Origin of the sequence: Xanthomonas sp. LMC-A-07, from assembly GCF_030208825.1 — a bacterium.
Classification (GTDB): domain Bacteria; phylum Pseudomonadota; class Gammaproteobacteria; order Xanthomonadales; family Xanthomonadaceae; genus Xanthomonas; species Xanthomonas campestris.
Genome location: NZ_JARVTF010000014.1, coordinates 187,882 through 204,935, shown reverse-complemented (window position 1 = coordinate 204,935; position 17,054 = coordinate 187,882). Strand labels below are relative to the sequence as shown.

Annotated in this window: 15 protein-coding genes and 1 other RNA gene; 7 read left to right on the top strand and 9 right to left on the bottom strand. The window is 65.9% G+C overall.

Going from position 1 to position 17,054, the window contains the following annotated elements:
• Nucleotides 1-363: 363 nt before the first annotated feature.
• Nucleotides 364-1,302, bottom strand: a complete 939-nt coding sequence (locus tag QRM89_RS16070; RefSeq protein ID WP_285448473.1) for an oxygenase MpaB family protein — start codon at nucleotides 1,300-1,302, stop codon at nucleotides 364-366.
• Nucleotides 1,303-1,619: 317 nt separating this feature from the next.
• Here QRM89_RS16070 and QRM89_RS16065 point away from each other — a divergent pair, with 317 nt between their 5' ends.
• On the top strand, nucleotides 1,620-2,219 hold the full coding sequence (locus QRM89_RS16065; RefSeq protein ID WP_285448472.1) for a hypothetical protein: 600 nt from the start codon (nucleotides 1,620-1,622) through the stop codon (nucleotides 2,217-2,219).
• 177 nt (nucleotides 2,220-2,396) lie between these two features.
• Here the strand turns inward: QRM89_RS16065 and QRM89_RS16060 are convergent, their stop codons facing one another.
• The 4 genes from QRM89_RS16060 to QRM89_RS16045 all read right to left on the bottom strand — a co-directional run bounded on the left by QRM89_RS16060 (nucleotide 2,397) and on the right by QRM89_RS16045 (nucleotide 6,685).
• Nucleotides 2,397-3,992 carry an APC family permease gene (locus QRM89_RS16060; RefSeq protein ID WP_011038757.1) on the bottom strand — a complete coding sequence of 532 codons (1,596 nt, stop codon included), beginning with the start codon at nucleotides 3,990-3,992 and terminating at the stop codon, nucleotides 2,397-2,399.
• A 189-nt stretch (nucleotides 3,993-4,181) separates the two neighbouring features.
• Nucleotides 4,182-4,550 (bottom strand): hypothetical protein, encoded by a 369-nt coding sequence (locus tag QRM89_RS16055; protein ID WP_161960944.1) that lies wholly within the window; start codon nucleotides 4,548-4,550, stop codon nucleotides 4,182-4,184.
• 51 nt (nucleotides 4,551-4,601) lie between these two features.
• Entirely contained in the window at nucleotides 4,602-5,378 is a 777-nt protein-coding gene (locus QRM89_RS16050) for a LytTR family DNA-binding domain-containing protein (RefSeq protein WP_103701925.1), read from the bottom strand.
• Nucleotides 5,375-6,685, bottom strand: coding sequence for a histidine kinase (locus QRM89_RS16045; protein ID WP_115572392.1), 1,311 nt, complete (start codon nucleotides 6,683-6,685; stop codon nucleotides 5,375-5,377). Before QRM89_RS16045 ends, QRM89_RS16050 begins: the two co-directional genes overlap by 4 nt.
• Before the next feature lie 191 nt (nucleotides 6,686-6,876).
• On the opposite strand from QRM89_RS16045, the gene QRM89_RS16040 reads away from it, so the two are divergent.
• Nucleotides 6,877-8,094 (top strand): FAD-dependent oxidoreductase, encoded by a 1,218-nt coding sequence (locus QRM89_RS16040; protein ID WP_285448471.1) that lies wholly within the window; start codon nucleotides 6,877-6,879, stop codon nucleotides 8,092-8,094.
• A 4-nt stretch (nucleotides 8,095-8,098) separates the two neighbouring features.
• On the opposite strand, the gene QRM89_RS16035 is transcribed toward QRM89_RS16040, so the two are convergent.
• Nucleotides 8,099-8,172, bottom strand: a non-coding RNA gene (locus tag QRM89_RS16035) — sX9 sRNA.
• Between the two features lie 60 nt (nucleotides 8,173-8,232).
• The gene (locus QRM89_RS16030) at nucleotides 8,233-8,424 is read right to left on the bottom strand and encodes a hypothetical protein (RefSeq protein ID WP_016945150.1); all 192 of its coding nucleotides are present in this window, start codon (nucleotides 8,422-8,424) and stop codon (nucleotides 8,233-8,235) included.
• A 280-nt stretch (nucleotides 8,425-8,704) separates the two neighbouring features.
• Between QRM89_RS16030 and QRM89_RS16025 the strand changes: the two genes are divergently transcribed.
• The 5 genes from QRM89_RS16025 to QRM89_RS16005 all read left to right on the top strand — a co-directional run bounded on the left by QRM89_RS16025 (nucleotide 8,705) and on the right by QRM89_RS16005 (nucleotide 11,920).
• The gene (locus tag QRM89_RS16025) at nucleotides 8,705-9,256 is read left to right on the top strand and encodes an isochorismatase family cysteine hydrolase (RefSeq protein WP_274348212.1); all 552 of its coding nucleotides are present in this window, start codon (nucleotides 8,705-8,707) and stop codon (nucleotides 9,254-9,256) included.
• Nucleotides 9,257-9,393: 137 nt separating this feature from the next.
• Nucleotides 9,394-9,909, top strand: a complete 516-nt coding sequence (locus QRM89_RS16020) for a ferritin-like domain-containing protein (RefSeq protein WP_285448470.1) — start codon at nucleotides 9,394-9,396, stop codon at nucleotides 9,907-9,909.
• A gap of 40 nt (nucleotides 9,910-9,949) precedes the next feature.
• The gene (locus QRM89_RS16015; protein WP_011038765.1) at nucleotides 9,950-10,456 is read left to right on the top strand and encodes a ferritin-like domain-containing protein; all 507 of its coding nucleotides are present in this window, start codon (nucleotides 9,950-9,952) and stop codon (nucleotides 10,454-10,456) included.
• 137 nt (nucleotides 10,457-10,593) lie between these two features.
• On the top strand, nucleotides 10,594-11,493 hold the full coding sequence (locus QRM89_RS16010) for a manganese catalase family protein (RefSeq protein ID WP_012439362.1): 900 nt from the start codon (nucleotides 10,594-10,596) through the stop codon (nucleotides 11,491-11,493).
• Between the two features lie 82 nt (nucleotides 11,494-11,575).
• On the top strand, nucleotides 11,576-11,920 hold the full coding sequence (locus QRM89_RS16005; RefSeq protein WP_114999926.1) for a hypothetical protein: 345 nt from the start codon (nucleotides 11,576-11,578) through the stop codon (nucleotides 11,918-11,920).
• A gap of 124 nt (nucleotides 11,921-12,044) precedes the next feature.
• Here the strand turns inward: QRM89_RS16005 and QRM89_RS16000 are convergent, their stop codons facing one another.
• Entirely contained in the window at nucleotides 12,045-12,617 is a 573-nt protein-coding gene (locus tag QRM89_RS16000) for a hypothetical protein (protein WP_285448469.1), read from the bottom strand.
• 798 nt (nucleotides 12,618-13,415) lie between these two features.
• Nucleotides 13,416-16,949 carry a CheR family methyltransferase gene (locus QRM89_RS15995; protein ID WP_285448468.1) on the bottom strand — a complete coding sequence of 1,178 codons (3,534 nt, stop codon included), beginning with the start codon at nucleotides 16,947-16,949 and terminating at the stop codon, nucleotides 13,416-13,418.
• Between the last annotated feature and the right edge of the window lie 105 nt (nucleotides 16,950-17,054).

The window sequence follows — 17,054 nt, the reverse complement described above, 5'->3', positions numbered from 1 at the left end:
GGCGTTATCGAGGACGCCTAAACCGTTGAGAACAGCCGCGTAGCCACTCCGCTGCAACTGCGAAAGCTGCGTAACGTGATGCCGTGCAATAGCAGGTTGTTAGCAATGCCGCTGCGATTGCGACGTACGGCGAAGTCCAGGGCTTGGAAGCTGACGGAGCAAGGCGCCCTTACGCCATCGCCACAAACAGCCTTGCAGGCCTGCTCAGTGCTTGCCCGGTGCCTGCACAAGAGTGAAGGGCCGGCGCGTGATCGGTAAGGTCCATCGCGCGCGAGCGCGCTCCTACGGGTGATGCGCGTTTGTAGGGATGCGCGCGGAGGCTAAGGTCCGTGGCAATGCGAACGTGACACGCCGCGCCTACATTTACGCAGTCGCCACAGCGTCATCAGGCCACTGCAACAACACCGCAGGCGGCAGCTGCATGCGGCGGCAGGCGCGTGCAGACAGGCCGTCGCGCAGCGCGGTCCGGAACAGCGGCGACAGCCGGCGCAATAGCCGCGCCGAGGCGCCGGCCTGGCGGCGCTGTGTGCTGCTCAGCTGCAGCATGTCGCTGGCCCAGTCCGGTAGCAGGGCGTTGCCGGCGCCCAGGAAGACCCCGCGTGACAAGCGCGCGGCCGGCACCGGCAGCTGGATGCTGGTCAGCACCTCCAGCACCTCGCGCGAGCGAGCATCCATGCGCAGCTCGCCGCGCACCTGGGCAAAGTACGCCGCCACCTGCGCTTCGCTGGCGGGCACATCGGTGGCGCCCAGGCCTTCGGCCACACGGCGCGCTTCGTCGTAGTAACGGTCGGCGATGTCCACCGGCACGTCGCGGCAATAGCGGCGGTAGCCCTGCAGGAACCCGTAGGCCTCGGTCACGTGCACCCAGGTCAGCAGCGCCGGATCGTCGGCGCGGTACGCCACACCGTCGGCGGTGTGGCCAACGATGTGGCTGTGGATGGCGCGGACGCGCGCGATCAACCGCTCGGCCTCGGCCTGCGGGGCGTAGGTGGTGCCGGAAACGAAGTTGGTGGTGCGGCGCAGCCGGCCGACCAGATCCGCACGGAAGTTGGAATGGTCGTAGACCCCGGCCAGCGCGCGCGGGTGCAGCAGTTGCAACATCAGCGCGCATAGCCCCCCGGCGAGCATGCCGGGGAATTCCGCATGGATACGCCAGGTGACGCTGTCGGGGCCGAACAGCCCGGCGTCGCCCAGGGGCTGATCGTATTCGATGCTGCTCTGGCCACGCGGGAAGGCATCCAACACCCAGCGACGGATCTGTGCAGCGGCGGGGGCGGTGAGCGTACGCAGGACGGCAGACATGCGGGCAATGATACGCGGGCTCCCTGCAAGACCGTGTCGCGATGGCTGCCGCTCACGCATCCTGTACTTCTGGCGCGGCAGAGTCGGAATCGGCCAGGCACTCCTGCGCAGTGTGCAGTGCAGCACGACTGCAGGCGCCACCGGTGCTGCGCCGCACTAAACCACCGTAAATCAGGCGTTTTGTGCGCGATGACACAGGAAGGCCCGGCCGGTGCAGGGCTCAGCCATTGCCAAGCCGCGTGAAAGTGCTAGAACTAGGGCATCTGGCACCTGCCAGTCGCAAGTCGCTCGTACCAGCCATCCGTCAGGAGCTCGTCATGATCGCATTGTTCAAAGGTTTGGGCCTGCTGCTGCAGGACAACGCACTCCACCGACTCCCGTTCAACGAGCAGGTTGCGCACTGGCGTGACAAGACCGACGCGCAGCTCGACGAAGAGGTCGACCTGCTCAGCGTGGCAAAGAAACAATGGGTGATCGCCTCGATCATCGGCTGGCAGACGGTCTCGCTGATCCTGCTGGGCGTGATCACCCACCAGCTCTGGCAGAACGACTACCACCTCACCTTCAGCCGCATCGTCATCATCTTCACCTCGTGGGCGTCGATCCTGTTCGTGATGTGGTACATCGCCGACCTGTTCGACCACAGCGCCGGTTTCGAGCGCTGGCTGCGCGCCTTCAACTCCCGCGCGCGGGTCACCCCCGATGCCGACACGGTGGAATGCGTGGCCGATGCGCTGGACATGGCCCGCCGCTACCCGGAAGTGCTGCGCTACAAGCAGGAAGTGACCTCCAAGCGCGAGCTGCGCCACGAGGACATCGTCAACATGCGCGAAATGGGCCGCCTGCGCCGCTATACCGAACTATTACGCGACCTGGACCGGTTCGATGGCGCGCCGCGGCTGGTGGTCAACGCCTGACGCGCGCCGCGCAAGTGCACCGCCCACCTGCGTTGCACGAAAGGCACCGCGCCACACGCTCACGCAACACCCGCTTCAAAACAAAAGGCCAGTGCACGTGCACTGGCCTTTTGCGTTTCATCACTCAGCGTGCAACTGCATGCGCGTCACCGCACGGGTGCACCGCGGCACTGACCCTCAGGCGCGCGCTACCGCCTGCTCCACTGACGGGGTGCGCCAACCGCTGCGCACGCCCCAGATGTAGAACACCAGCCCGACCGCAGCGACCACCGCCAGGTCGGTGCCGTAGCTCAGGTAGCCATGGCCGCCGAAATCGGTGCTGCCGGCCCAGGACAGCAGCGCCACGATCGGCAGATAGCACACCATCCACGCCGCGCCCTTGAGGTTGCGGCGCAGGTCCGGCCAGCCCTGCTTGGCCTGGTAGTAGCAGTACACCGGCAGCGCCACCACCATCAGCAGGATGATCTCGCCGGTCAGCGGCCAGCGCGCCCAGTACAGCAGCTCGGTGGCCATCACGAACGCCACGCCAGCCAGGATCGGCAGGAAGGCGATGCGCAGCGGGCGGTGCATGTCCGGTGCGTGGCGGCGCAGCGCCATCGCGCTGATCGGCCCAGTGAGGTAGGAAATGATCGTCGCCACCGAAATCACCGCCGCCAGCGTGCCCCAGCCGCGGAAGAAGAACAGGAACAGGTAGGACACCGCCAGGTTGAAGAACATCGCCATGCGCGGCACGCCCCACACCGGGTGCAGCTTGCCCAGCGCGGCCGGCAAGGTGCCGTTCTTTTCCATGCCGTAGACCATGCGCGCGGTGGTGGCGGTGTAGGTGATGCCGGTGCCGCTGGGGCTCACGAACGCATCGATGTACAGCAGCATGGCCAGCCAGTGCAGGTTGACGATGATGGCCAACTCGGCGAACGGCGAACGGAAATCGATGCCGTGCCAGCCGGCCTTGGCCAGCAACTCCGGCGGCACCGCGCCGATGTAGGCCACCTGCAGGATCAGGTACACCACCGTGGCCAGCGCGATCGAGCCCAGCACCGCGAACGGAATGCTGCGCCCCGGGTTGCGCGCTTCGCCGGCCAGATTCACCGGGCTCTGGAAGCCGTTGAAGCTGAACACGATGCCGGCGGTGGCCACGGCGGTGAGCACGGCGGCCAGGTCGATTACATGCGCATCGCCGTGGATGCCCACGCTGAAGTTTTCGCTATGAAACCCGCTGGCGATCAGCGCCACGCCGGTCGCTGCCGGCACCACCAGCTTGAACACGGTGATCAAGGTGTTGGAGCGCGCGAACAGCTTCACGCTCCAGAAATTGAGCAGGAAATACACCAGCACCAGCACCGCCGAAATCAGCAACCCCGGCACCGACAACTCGCCCGCCCCACCCGGCGCCTGCACATACAAGCTTTGCGCCCAAGGCCACGGCCAGGAGGCCATGTATTGCACGGATGCCTCGGCCTCGACCGGGATCACCGACACGATGGCGATCCAGTTCGCCCAGCCGGCGATGAAGCCCACCAGCGAGCCGTGCGAGTAGTGGCTGTAGCGCACCATGCCGCCGGACTCGGGGAACATGGCGCCGAGTTCGGCATACGACAGCGCGATGGTGGTGATAATGGCCGCGCCCAGAATCCAGGCCCAAATCGCGCCGGGGCCGGCCAGGCCGGCAGCGCGCCAGGCGCCGAACAACCAGCCGGAGCCGATGATCGAGCCGAGCCCGGTGAGCATGAGGGCGAAGGGGCCGACATCGCGGCGCAACGAGTGTTCGGACATGACAGGCCTGGCAGTAAGACGCCGTGCAACGGCAACAAGCCGGCAATTCTCGCAGATGCGGCCGCTTGCCGTCAGTGCGTATTCAGCAGGCGTGCGTGATGCGCTGCTGCATTGCTGCCGCTGGTTTCGCAGTGGCAGGGCTGCTCAGGGCAATCGCTGCAGCGCGTGCGTGGCACATCGACAGCACCATCAACCGTGGCAATCCGCTCCGGGAGCGCTGATGTCCACGCAGGTATGTGCCTGCCTGCTCACGCCGCGTACGGCGCGCTCCTGGCCCGGTGCCAGGGTGAAGCGGTCCAGCGTCTGTCTGGCGCAGGCCGCAGCCTTGCCGGCGCCCGCAGCTGGGCCGGCGCACTGCTCCACGTACACCAGGTAATGGCACTGCCCGCTGCTGCTGGCCAGGCAATGCATGCTCAATTCGCTGGCGGTGGCCAGGGTCTTGCTGAAGAGCACATCGCGGCCCTCGCTGGTGGCGCGGGTAATGGACGTGGTGCCGTTACGTTCGTGGCAGCCGGCCAGGGCCAGCAGGCAATACACCAGGGAAGCGAGCAAGCGCATGGCGGCAATCCTTTCAGTCGATGCGGTACGGGGGAAGACGGGGTGCGGAGCTCACATGCCGCGAAACAGGCTCATGAAGGGCTGGCTCACGGTGAGCGTTTCGCTGCGGCCGCGGAGCGCCAGGCGGCCCTTGCCGCTGTCGTCGCGCACCACCGAGGCCACGGCTTTCATGTTGACGATGGTGGAGCGGTGGATCTGCTTGAACACGTGCGGGTCCAGCACGTCGAGCAACTCGCGCAACGGCGTGCGCAAGATCGCCTCGCCGGCGGCGGTCATCACCGTGGTGTATTTCTGGTCGGCCTGGAAATAGGCCACCTCATCCAGGGCGATCAGCCGCGTTTCGCGGCCGCTGCTGGCGGTGAGCCAGGCCAGTGGCGGCGCGGCGCTGGCTGCGCCCGGGCGTGCGGCCAGGCGCTGCAGCAGCGATTCCAGCATGGCGCCATCGGGCTGGCCGGCGGCGGCGCGTTGTTGCACGCGCTGCCAGGTGGCCTGCAGCCGCTCGCGGTTGATCGGTTTGAGCAGGTAGTCCACCGCGCCCTGCTCGAACGCATCGATGGCGTATTGATCGTAAGCGGTGACGAACACCACCTGGGTGCGCGGGCTGACCTCGCGCATCGCGCGTGCCACCTCGATGCCAGTCAGACCGGGCATGCGGATATCTAGGAACACCACATCCGGTTGCTGGGTGGCGATGGTGTCCAGCGCACTGGCGCCGTCTTCGCATTCGCCCACCACCTGCAGCTGCGGGCAGACCTCGGCCAGCAGCGCGAGCAGGGATTGCCGCAGCAGCGCTTCGTCTTCGGCGATCACCGCACGCAGCGCGCTCATGCCTGCACCTGCGTCTGCGTGGGGGCAGTGCTGGGCAGCGGCGGTGGCGCCGCGGCGGTAGATGCGGATGCGGGCGATGACACTGCCGGCAGCGGCAAGCTGATGGTGGCGGCCACGCCACTGGGGAAGTTGGACACGATCGCAAAGCTCGCCTTGCCGCCGTAGATCAGCTGCAGCCGCTCGCGCAGGTTCTTCAGGCCGATGCCGGTGCCGTGGCTGTGGTTGTTGAAGCCCTGGCCGTCGTCTGCCACCGTGAGGGTGACCTGGTCGTCCTGGCGGCGCGCCAGGATCCACACCGTGCCACCGCCGGGCTTGGCTTCCAGCCCGTGCTTGATCGCGTTTTCTACCAGGGTCTGCAGCATCATCGACGGCAGCTGCAACGTGCGCAGTTCGTAGGGCACTTCCACCTGCAGCGCCAGCCGCGTGCCCATGCGGATGCGCAGGATCTCCAGGTACGCCTGGGTGCGTTCGAGTTCTTCGCCCAGGGTGGCGATGGCACCGTCGGCGCTGGGCAGCGAGCTGCGCAGGTACTGGATCAGATGGCCGATCATGATGTCGGCGCGCGGCGGATCGGTGCGCGCCAGCACCTGCGCGCTGGCCAGCGTGTTGTAGAGAAAATGCGGCTCGACCTGCGCATGCAGCAGGTTCAAGCGCGCCACCGCCAGCTCCTTTTCGATCACCGATTGTTCGGCCGCGGCCTGCTCGTCGCGGCGCTGCTCGCCGACCCGGCGCACCACCGCGCGGTTGATCGCCTCGGCGTTTTCATAGTTGCTGCCCTCATCCACCGCGAACAGGTCCACCCAGGCGCCGGCATCGGGCTCGCACAACAGCGTGACGCTGCTGGTGCCCTGCCCTGGGGTCACCGTCACCAGTACCTGGTTGCGCTTGATCGCAAAGCGCGCAAACAGATTCCAGCGCGAGGGCTGGCGCCCTTCGTACGGGTCGATGCGGCGCACCTTTGCGCGGATCAGCAAGCTACCCGGTGCAGGCTCCACCTCCTCCACGCGCGGCAGGGCGCGCACCGCATCTTCGACCACCGCAAAGGCGGCCTGCGCATCCAGCGGAATCTCGATCTGGCGGCGTTGCCGGCTCGACAAGGCATCGTGGTCCAGGCGCCCGGCAATCAAGCGCACCCGCCGCACATGCGTGATCGAACTCATCAAGGCCATCACCATCAGCACGATGCTGATCAACCCGAAGAACGAGCCTGCCGAGCCGAACAGCTGCGCCCACATGATGCCGGCCACGATCAGCGCGGCGGCCCAGGCAAACACGATGCGGACAATCAGGAACACGCTGGCGGACACGGCAGATGGCTCGGTGGGTGGACGCGGCGAGCATAGCCGGCACGCGGCGCGCGCAACGGCCCAGGCGACGAATGGGCGCAAACGCGCCCTCAATTGCCGGTTCGGCGGAGCAAACCCGCAGGCGCCGCGCGCGGACAGCGGCAGCCTGCGCGGTATGCTCGCCGCCTGCCGTCCACTGCACCGGGAGCCACATGCATCGTCGTCATTTCCTGCAAGGCAGCGCCGCCGTGCTCGCGCTCGCATCCAGCGGCGGCTGGGCGGCAACGCGTACCAGCCGCAACGCCTTGGTAATGCCATCGGCCCCTGGCGTGGCGCCAGCGCCTGCCGCGCAGCCGGTCGGGTTCGCTGCCACGCCGCCGCTGGCGCCGATCCGCGCATCGGTCGATCGCATCATTGCGGTGAATGGCTGCACCCGCCCGTTCCGCGCGCAGGGGCCGCGGATCGAGGCCGAGCGCATCGGCCGCAAGACCGTCGTGCACAACTACGGCCATGGTGGCAGCGGCTGGTCGTTGTCGTGGGGTGCGGCCGAGCACGCCTTGCGGTTGGTGCGCAGCGCCGATGCCGATGTGCGCGAACTGGCAGTGATCGGCTGCGGTGCGATCGGCCTGATCACCGCGCTGGTGGCGCAACGCGCCGGCCTGCGCGTGCGCATCTACGCACGCGAGCAGCTGCCGGATGTGCGCTCGTTCTATGCCACCGGCGTGTGGTCGCCCGACTCGCGCGTGTGCACCAGCGAACACGCCAACGCGGATTTCAGGACCCGCTGGGAGGAGATGGCGCGCATCTCGTTTCGCCGCTACCAGACCCTGCTCGGCTTGCCGGGCGAGCCGATCGAATGGCGCGATGGTTATGCCTTGTCGGACGTGCCGTTCGACCAACGCATCGCCTCGCCCGAAGCACACGAGCCGGACTATCCACCGTTGGAACGCGACCTGCTTGGCAACCTGGGGCCGCACTCCAAGCCGGTGGCCGCCGGCGCGCATCCGTTCCCGGTACCGTTCGTGCGCCGTTACAGCCAGCTCACTTTCAACCTGAGCACCTACGCACGGCTATTGATGGACGATTTTATGCTTGCCGGCGGCGAGCTGCACACGCGCAGCTTCGACAGCCCGCGCCAGTTCGCCGACCTGCGCGAGAAGTGCGTGATCAATGCCACCGGCTACGGCGCGCGTGCCTTGCTGGGCGATGAAAGCGTCATTCCGATTCGTGGGCAGACCGCGCGGCTGATCCCGCAGCCGGAGGTCACCTATGGGCTGGTGTGGCGCGGCCACAATCTCAACGTGGTGCCGCGTCGCGATGGCATCCTGGTGCAGTCGCAAGGTCCCAACGACTACAACAACGCCGATGGCGCGCCGGACCGCGCTGCATCGGAAGCGGCGGTACGCGAACTAGCGCGTCTGTTTGCCTAAGAGCTGCTAACAACACGTGGCGAGCAGTCGTCAGGTGGGTGCGGACAGCGTGGAGTAACTGGAGTGTACGGGGTACATGCCGATTCCGCGCAGCGGCCGCGCCCGCTTGGCGGCTGCGCAGTCGTTTTGATACTGCTCTTAGCCCTGCAGCGACGCCTGCAGGGCACTGGCCAAGGCGGCATCGCCGCTGACCAGGTCTTCCCAGCGCAGCACCACGCCCTTGCGCTTGCCCTTCTCCACCAGCTTGAGCGTGTCCGGGTCGATGGTCAGCGTGTAGGACTGCTCGCCGATGCGCAATTCACGGCGCAGAGGTTTATCCAGTGGCGTCATTGCGGTGGTCCGTTGTGCAGGAAGCCCTGTTGTAACGCACCGGCGAGCAGGCCAGTGCAGACGCCGCGTCGACGCCGCGTTCATTGCCGCTGTACGCAGCGTGCTTAGCCTCGTGCGTGACCACTGACGAGGAGGCTTGCATGCCGACATTCTTCTCTGCCAGCGCACTGACCCGCGGTCGCCGTGACCCATGGTCATCCCTCGCCCTGCGACCTGCGCCCCCCTGCAACAGGCGCGTACGTCGGCCGGGCATGGTGGCCCTTGCCGTCGGAGCACGGCCATGAGCACGCAGCGCTCTGCCCTGTTGATCGTGGACATGTTCAACCGCTTCGATTTCGATGGGGGCGAGCAACTCGCCCATCGCGCGCAAGGCGCCGCGCGCAGCATCGATGCACTGGCACAGCGTTATCGGCAGGCACAACGGCCGGTGCTCTACGCCAATGACAATTTCTCCGACTGGCATGCGGACCTTCCCGCGTTGATCGCACTGGCCTCGCAGGCGGATGCGCGTGGCTGCGAGATCGCGCGCCTGCTGACGCCGCATCCGCAAGATTACCAGTTGCTCAAGCCCAAGCACTCGGCGTTCTTGAACACGCCGCTGGCGCCGCTGCTGAAGGATCTGCAGGTGGAGCACCTGGTCATCACCGGCGTGGCGCTGGATGTCTGCGTGCTGGCGACGGCCATCGACGCCGCTGCGCATGGGTTCGCTGTGAGCGTGCCGCGCGATTGCGCTACCGCCGAAACCGACGTGCGCGAAACCTGCGCGCGCACGATTCTGCAAGACGGTTTCCACGCGGCGTTGGCGCGCTCTGCGTCGATCGAACCGGCGTGATGCATCGATGCGCTCCATCGCGTTGCGCGGACTGAACAGGCCGCCATCGCACCGGGTTCACCGCATCCACCAATCGCCCTAACACTCGGCTGATTAGCGTAGGCAGCACACAACGACATGACCGCAGAGATCCAACGATGACGACGATGCAATCCAGGGAGCGTTTGGTGAAGTGGCTGCAGGACGCCTACGCCATGGAGAAGGAAGCAGAAACCATGATGACCGCGATGGCCGCGCGCATCGAGCACTACCCGGAGCTCAAGCATCGCATCGAGCAGCATGTACAGGAAACCCAGCAACAGAGCGCAGGCGTGCAGCGTTGCCTGGAATTGCTCGACGGCAGCATCCCAACCGCCAAGGGAATGTTGAGCAGCGTGCTCGCCAGCATGCACGCAGCGGGTAACTCGATGATGACCGATGAGGTCACCAATGGCGTAGGCATCAGCTACGCCTTCGAGCATCTGGAAATTGCGTCCTACCGCGCGCTGGTGGTTGCCGCGCGCAGTGCGGGAGAGCAAGAGGTCGCGCAGATCTGCGAAGACATCCTGCAGCAGGAAATCGAGATGGCCGAGTGGTTGATCGAACACCAGGAAGCCATCGTCGTCGCGTTTCTTGAACGCGAACAACTGGAAGGCGTCACCGCCAAGCGTTAGTCCGCCCCATCCCCTTCGTCCACCCAGAAAGGAGCCACTCATGGCGATCAAAACCGTTGAAGAATTGTTTGTCCACGAACTGTCCGATATCTACAGCGCCGAAAAGCAGTTGACCAAGGCGTTGCCACGCCTGGCCCGCGCCGCGACCGAGCCCAAGCTCAAGCAGGCCTTCGAAACGCATCTGGAAGAAACCCAGGGCCAGGTCGAACGTATCGACCAGGTGGTTGAACTGCTCAGCATCAAGCTCAAGCGCATCAAGTGTGCAGCGATGGAAGGCCTGGTCGAAGAGAGCCGTGAGGTTATCGACTCGATCGAAGCCGGCCCGGTGCGTGATGCGGCCCTGATCGGGGGCGCGCAGAAGGTGGAGCATTACGAGATTGCCTCGTACGGCACCATTGCCGCGCTCGCCAAGCAGCTCGGCTATGCCGATGCGTTGAAGCTGCTGCTGGAAACGCTGGAAGAAGAAAAAGCCACCGACGAAAAGCTCACCCTGCTCGCCGAACAGGGCGGCAACCAGAAAGCATCCCAGGCCAGCAAGGCGGCCTGATGTTCCGGGCGAGGCGGCCCTGCCCGCCCCGCGTTTCCTGCTGATCTTCAGCAGGTCTCCCTCCGCAAGCCAGCCCCGCGTCCTGTCCGCTCTTGCAGTGGCAGTTATTGCCTGGCGCCAGTCATGGAGCGAAACCCATGTTCATGCATAACAAGCGTCTGATGTACACCGTCCGCGTTGCCGAGCCGAATCCGGATCTGGCCACGCTGATGCTCGAGCAGTTTGGCGGACCGCAAGGCGAGCTGGCTGCGGCCATGCGCTACTTCACCCAGGCGCTGGGCGAAGACGATCCGGGCCGCAAGGATCTGTTGTTCGACATCGCAACCGAAGAATTGAGCCACCTGGAAATCATCGGCTCGATCATTGCGATGCTCAACAAGGGCCCAAAGGCGGTGCTCTCCGAAGGCATGGAAGAAGCCATGGAGATGCGCAACATGACCCAGAACAGCACCAGCCACACGCAGCAGATTCTCTACGGTGGCGGTCCGGCGCTGGTGAATTCGGCCGGCGTGCCGTGGACGGCCGCGTACGTGGATTCCATCGGCTGCCCCACCGCCGACATGCGCTCGAACATCGCCGCCGAGGCGCGCGCCAAGCTGGTCTACGAGCGTCTGATCAATGTGACCAACGATCCGGGCATTGTGGATGCACTGCGCTTTCTGATGACGCGCGAAGTGGCGCATCAGAAGTCGTTCGAAAAAGCGTTGTATTCGATCGAACCCAACTTCCCGCCGGGCAAGCTGCCGGGCGACCCGCGCTTCACCGACAAGTACTACAACATGTCGCAGGGCGAAGGCGACATGGTCGGCCCGTGGAATGCTGGCGAGCAGTGGGAAGTCATCGCCGACCGCGAGCAGCAGGCTGCAGTGGATGGCGGCGACGGCCTGGCCACGGTGGCGCTGGATGCCACCCAGACCAAGGCGCTGGATGCGATGTCGCTGCGCCTGCTGTCCAACCCGGAGCTGGACCGCGTCACTGGCGCGGACCTTGGCGCCGGCCCGGGCGCCGGTTCCACGACCGGCGATATCCAGCGCTGATCCCACCGCGCAACCGCGCATGACTGCCCGGGCCGTTCGCGGCCCGGGCGTTTTTTGCTCACCGCACGACACAGGAGTTGCCATGAACGACAAGCCCAAACTGGAGACCCACGACGAACGCCAGTCGGCGTACCGAGGCGACGGCGGCGATGCGTCCGTCGACGGCCGTGGCCGGCAGGATCCTTCTGCCGCTGACACCGCCGATGCCGCGCCGCCGCAGGATGGCCAGCCGCAAGCCTATTACCCGCGCGGGCACGGCCATGGCGGTGGGCTCGGCGAAGGCGAGCCGGACGGCCATGCCGAGCGCGATGGCCAGACCCAGCCCAACTTTGGCCAAAGCGGCACGTATGGCAAGCAGGACCATCAGCAGGCCCAGCAACGTGCCCGCGCAGATAGCGATAGCGATAGCGAAGGCGACGACATCTGACTTCGGTCATGTCGGGACGACATCGCTGCCCACTCGGCATCGTTGTATCGGTTTCACTGAAACACCAAGGGGCGCAGCGCGCCCCTTCTTCATGTGCTCTGCTACGCGCCTGTTGCGCAGGCGATCAAGCGCGCAACAGCGGCGCCGGGCGTCCTTCCGCTGCCCATTCGGGGCGCACGCCGGCCGCTGCAGCGCAACGCTCCAGGCGCCAAGGGCCGAGACGACGCATTGCCTCGTGGCCGCTGAGCTGCAACCACTGCGCAACATCGCCATCGATACACAACGGCCGGTGCGTGGGCATGCTGGACGACGAGGCCACCAGCAACGAGAACCCCATCTGCAGGCGGCCGCCGATATCCATCACATTGCGCAGCCCGGCCGCGTACAGCGCGCGGTTGTCCGGGCTCAACCAGGTGGCCGCCGTGTTGCCATCCACCGAGGCGGTGCACACGAATCCGCATAACGGAATCGCGCAGCGCTGGGTTTCCCAGATGGCCAGATCCACACCGCCCAGCCAGCTTGGCTCCTGCATGTGCAGCGAGCGTTGCTGACCCGGCGCGCGGCGGCCGAAGGTGGCACGCTCCTCGCGCTTACCGCCGCGGTCGGCGACCAGAATGTCGGCATCGGCACCCACGCCGACCTCGACCCATGCGTTGCTCGCCACCCTGGCGGACAACTGAAGAATGCGGGTAATCATGACTGCTCCACTGTGCGTAACGCCCTGTACAAACAAGCCACGCAAAAAACGCGCCAAGTCTTGAACGATGCAGTACTTACGCAATGTAGACATGCCAAGGCCCTTGCACGCTGGTCTTCAAAAATTTCTCACATCACGCCGCAAGAACTGCATTGGCGTGCAAGAATTTCCATGGCGCAGGCGTATGGAAGCGCCTGTGGCATAGCCAGCGAGCGCATCTGCACCAACGTTTGAAGCTGTATTGCGAACACATCTATCCGTGTGCAGAAGATGCGCAGCGCAGCCACGCCGCTGCGACGAGTCCGCAGCAAGACGATCGAGCAGACTCAGGCAATGCATCGCACATTCACCGGCGCTGGCTGTTGCCATACACGCCGACAATCACGCTGGGTAGTAGACCGACGCGCTGCATGCGTGCCGAAACAACGGGCACGTGGCGCAGCGCAATGACACGCACTGCGCCGCGCCAGTGTCATCGCACTAGTTCTTGCTGCCACCGGCGGCCAGGCGCCCTTGAAGGGCAAGACTGCGATAGCGGCGCACGGCGGCACGTCTGGGCGCAGTATTGGCGACCGCGCAGCACAGCTGCGCGTGCCCCTTTGAGCGCCGGCAACGCGGAACCAAGGCGCGGCGCCGTGCCGACGCCACGCCTGCTGCATTGCCGCCAGCCACGCCAATGCAACGCACAGCGTAGGAGCGCGCTTGCGCGCGATGTGACTTACACGCAGCGCCGCCGCCCTGCAAGGATACGAATACCGAACCCGCATCCCTTCGCCCCAGCAACGTAGGGCGCTGCCCTCAGTCGTCTACCGACGTCAGCGGCAGCTGGATCTCGCATTCCAATCGCGTGTCGCTGAGCTCGTAGCGGGTCTGCGCGCCGTGGCTGTACGGCAACGCCTTTTCGATCAGGCGCCTGCCGAAGCCACCCGCGTCCGCGCGCACGGACCGCTGTTGCAGGCTGGCGCCCTCTTCCACCCACGACAACACCAGCCGTGCCGGCGCGTTCTCGCTGGTCTCCACCCGCCACCGGATGGTCAGCGTGCCGGTGTCCACCGCCAGTGCACCGTATTTACGTGCGTTGGTGGCCAACTCGTGCAGCGCCAATGCCAGGGTCTGCACGGTGGATTTGCGCAAGGCCACATCCGGCCCGTCCAGGATGATGCGGCGCTGATCGGGCTCGGCACCGAGCGCATCCAGCTCCATGCGCAACAACGCGCCGATGGTGGCCGGCGCATTCTCTGCCTGCGAGAGCAGCCCCTGCACACGCGAGAGCGCGGCCAGCCGGTCTTCGAACTTGCCGGCGAACTCGTCCATGGTGCCGCTGCTCTGCATGGTCTGCGTCGCCACCGACTGCACCACGGTGATGAGGTTACGGGTGCGGTGCTGCAGCTCGGTCACCAGCACGCGCTGCTCTTCCTGCAGGCGGCGCAGGTTGTCCGACTCGGTGGAGGTGCCCAGCCATTCCAGCACGTGCCCGTTGTCGTCGCGCACCGGCGCGCTGCGGGTATGGAACCAGCGGTAGCCGCGCTCGGCCGCGTTGTAGAGCCGGTGCTCCACGTCCAGCCCGCCGCTGGCCGGGCAGTCGCGCCACGCGTCCATGGTGAGTTCGCGATCGTCCGGGTGCACCGCTTCCAGCCAACCCAGCTCGCGGCTTTCCTGATCGGCCTGGCCGGTGTAGGCCGACCATTGCGGGCTGGACCAGGTCCAGCGGCCGCCATCGAGCGAGCGCCACACCAGCTGCGGAATACCCTCCATCAAGGTGCGCAGGCGCTGCTCGCTACCGCGCAGCGCATCTTCGGCACGGGTCAGCGGGGTGACATCCATGAAGGTGATCACCGCCCCGCCGATGAAGTTGTCCACCGTGCGGTACGGCAGCACGCGCACCATGTAGCGTGCGCGCGTGGTGGGGTTTTCCACCTCGCGGTCGAGCACCGCCAGCGTGCGGATCACCCGGCGCACATCGTCCTGCAATTCCTCGTAGGCCACGCGCATCTTGATGTGGCTGATCGGGCGATGGATATCGCTTTCCACCAGCGGCACGATGTCGGTGACGGCCGGGGTGAAGTTGGTCACGCGCAGTTCGTTGTCCAGAAACACCGTGGCGATCTGGGTGCTTTCCAGCAGGTTCTTCAGATCGCTATTGGCATGCGCCAACTCCTGCACGCGATGCGCCAGCTCGCCGTTGACGGTGGTGACTTCCTCGTTGACCGACTGCAGCTCTTCCTTGGAGGTCTCCAGCTCTTCGTTGGCGCTTTGCAGCTCTTCGTTGAGCGACTGGTACTCCTCGTTGGAGGACTTGAGCTCCTCGTTGGTGCTCTCCAGCTCCTCGATCATCGCCTGCAAGCGTTCGCGGGTAATGCGCAGCTCGTTTTCCAGCACCTGCACATGTTCGTTGTCGGAGGCGGGTGGTTGCGACGCTGATTCCGCAAGCTCGCGCAGCTCCACTTCCTGGAACAACACCACATAGCCACGCGGCACCTCCGAATCGGAGGTAGGCTCCACGAAGATGTCCACCGCCCAGGTGACCCCGTCACCACGCATCTGAATGCCCTTGACCTGCACCGGCGCGTTGTCGGCCTCTGCACGGCTCAGCGCACCGCGCAGTTCCAGGCGCAGATCGCGGTGCACTAGGTTGAGCAGGTTGAGGCTGGGCGGGCCGCTGCCGGGGCGCACGAAGCGCCCGGCCTGCGCGGAGAAATGCATCACATCGAAGTGCTCGTCCAACACCGCGTACGCAGGCGCGTAGCGGTCGGCGATGCGCTCGCCCGCACGCACCAGCGCCTGGCTGGACGAACGCAAGCGCTGCACCGGCGCCGGCACCTTGCCCGGGCGCGCCGGCGACAATGACGGAAAGGTGGAATGCAGCCGCGTCTCGGCGTCGATCTTCTGGAACACGCGGAAGCTGCGCTCCACCGGTGCGAATAATTTCGCGTGGCGCGAGACGTTTTCCGCATTGCCCAGGAACAGGTAGCCGCCCGGCTTCAACGCAAAATGGAACAGCGGGATCACCCGGTTCTGCAGTTCGGCATCCAGATAGATCAGCAGGTTGCGGCACGACACCAGATCCAGCCGCGAGAACGGCGGGTCCTTGACGATGCTGTGCTGGGAAAACACGCACAGCTCGCGCAACTCCTTGCTCACCGCATAGGTGTCGCCTTCCTTGGTGAACCAGCGCTTGAGGCGCTCCGGCGGCACTTCGCCCACGATGCTGGAGGAATAGCGCCCCACGCGTGCGGTGGCCAGCGCGCGGCCATCGATATCGCTGGCAAAGATCTGGATCTGCGGCACCGACTCCAGCGTCTCGGCATGTTCGCGCAGCAGCATCGCCAGCGAATACGCCTCTTCCCCGGTGGAACACCCCAGCACCCAAACGCGCAGGTTGTCGCCATTCTGCTTGCCCTGGAATAGCCGCGGAATCACCTGCTGCTCCAGGAACTCGAACTCGCGGCGGTCGCGGAAGAACTGGGTCACCCCGATCAGCAAATCGTTGAACAGCAGCAGCGGCTCGTCCTGGCGGCTGCGCAGTACATCCAGGTATTGGTCCAGGGTATCGACCTGCACCACCTGCATGCGTCGCTGCACGCGGCGCAGGAAGGTGGCGCGCTTGTAGCCGTGGAAATCGTGCCCGGTGGTGTTGCGCAGGATACCGGCGACCTGACTGAGCTGATTGCTCTCCGCGCCGCTGCGCACGCCTTCCGGCACGGCATGCGCAACACCGTGATGCCGTTGCATGTGCGCGGAGATGCGTGCGGCCACGCGCGGCAGCGGCAGGATATCGTCGGACACCGCGGCCGGGCTGCTGGCGCTATGCAGATCCAGCCCGTGCAGGGACGCATCGCCCACCACCAGCGCCAGCCCACCGCATTCCTTGATCGCCGCCGTGCCCAACGTACCGTCACCATCCACGCGGCCCATGATCAGGCCGATGACGTTGCCATCCTGGTCGTGCGCCATCGAGACGAAAAAGCTGTCGATCAGGCCATGGTCGCTTTCGCCATCCAGCGGCCGCAGACGCAGGCGGCCTTCTTCCAGCGTGACCAGGGTATCGGCCGGCGGCAGATAGAAGCGGCCTGGCTGCAAGCGGTCGCCGTCACACGGCGCCACCAACTGCTGGGATTGGGGGCCAAGCAGGTCGCGCAGCCGCGCTTCATCCAGCAGCGCACGGTCGCGCAGCAGCAGCATCACCGCCAGGTTGGCCCCGTTGCCGATGGTCTCCAGCAGCTCGGCCAGCCGCGTGGCATCCAGCCCGGTGGCGCCCACGCCCAGAATGAAAAGGGGGGAATGCACAGCGGCGTCGCTGTGGACGTCGCTGCGGAGGGAGGTGTCGGTCATGAGAGTCGCATCAGCCAGCGACAACTGGCCGCCATAGAACGTAGATGATCGCGCAAACCGGCATCGCCTGCCATGACACCCCGCTTCCGGCCGCTGCATGTGCAG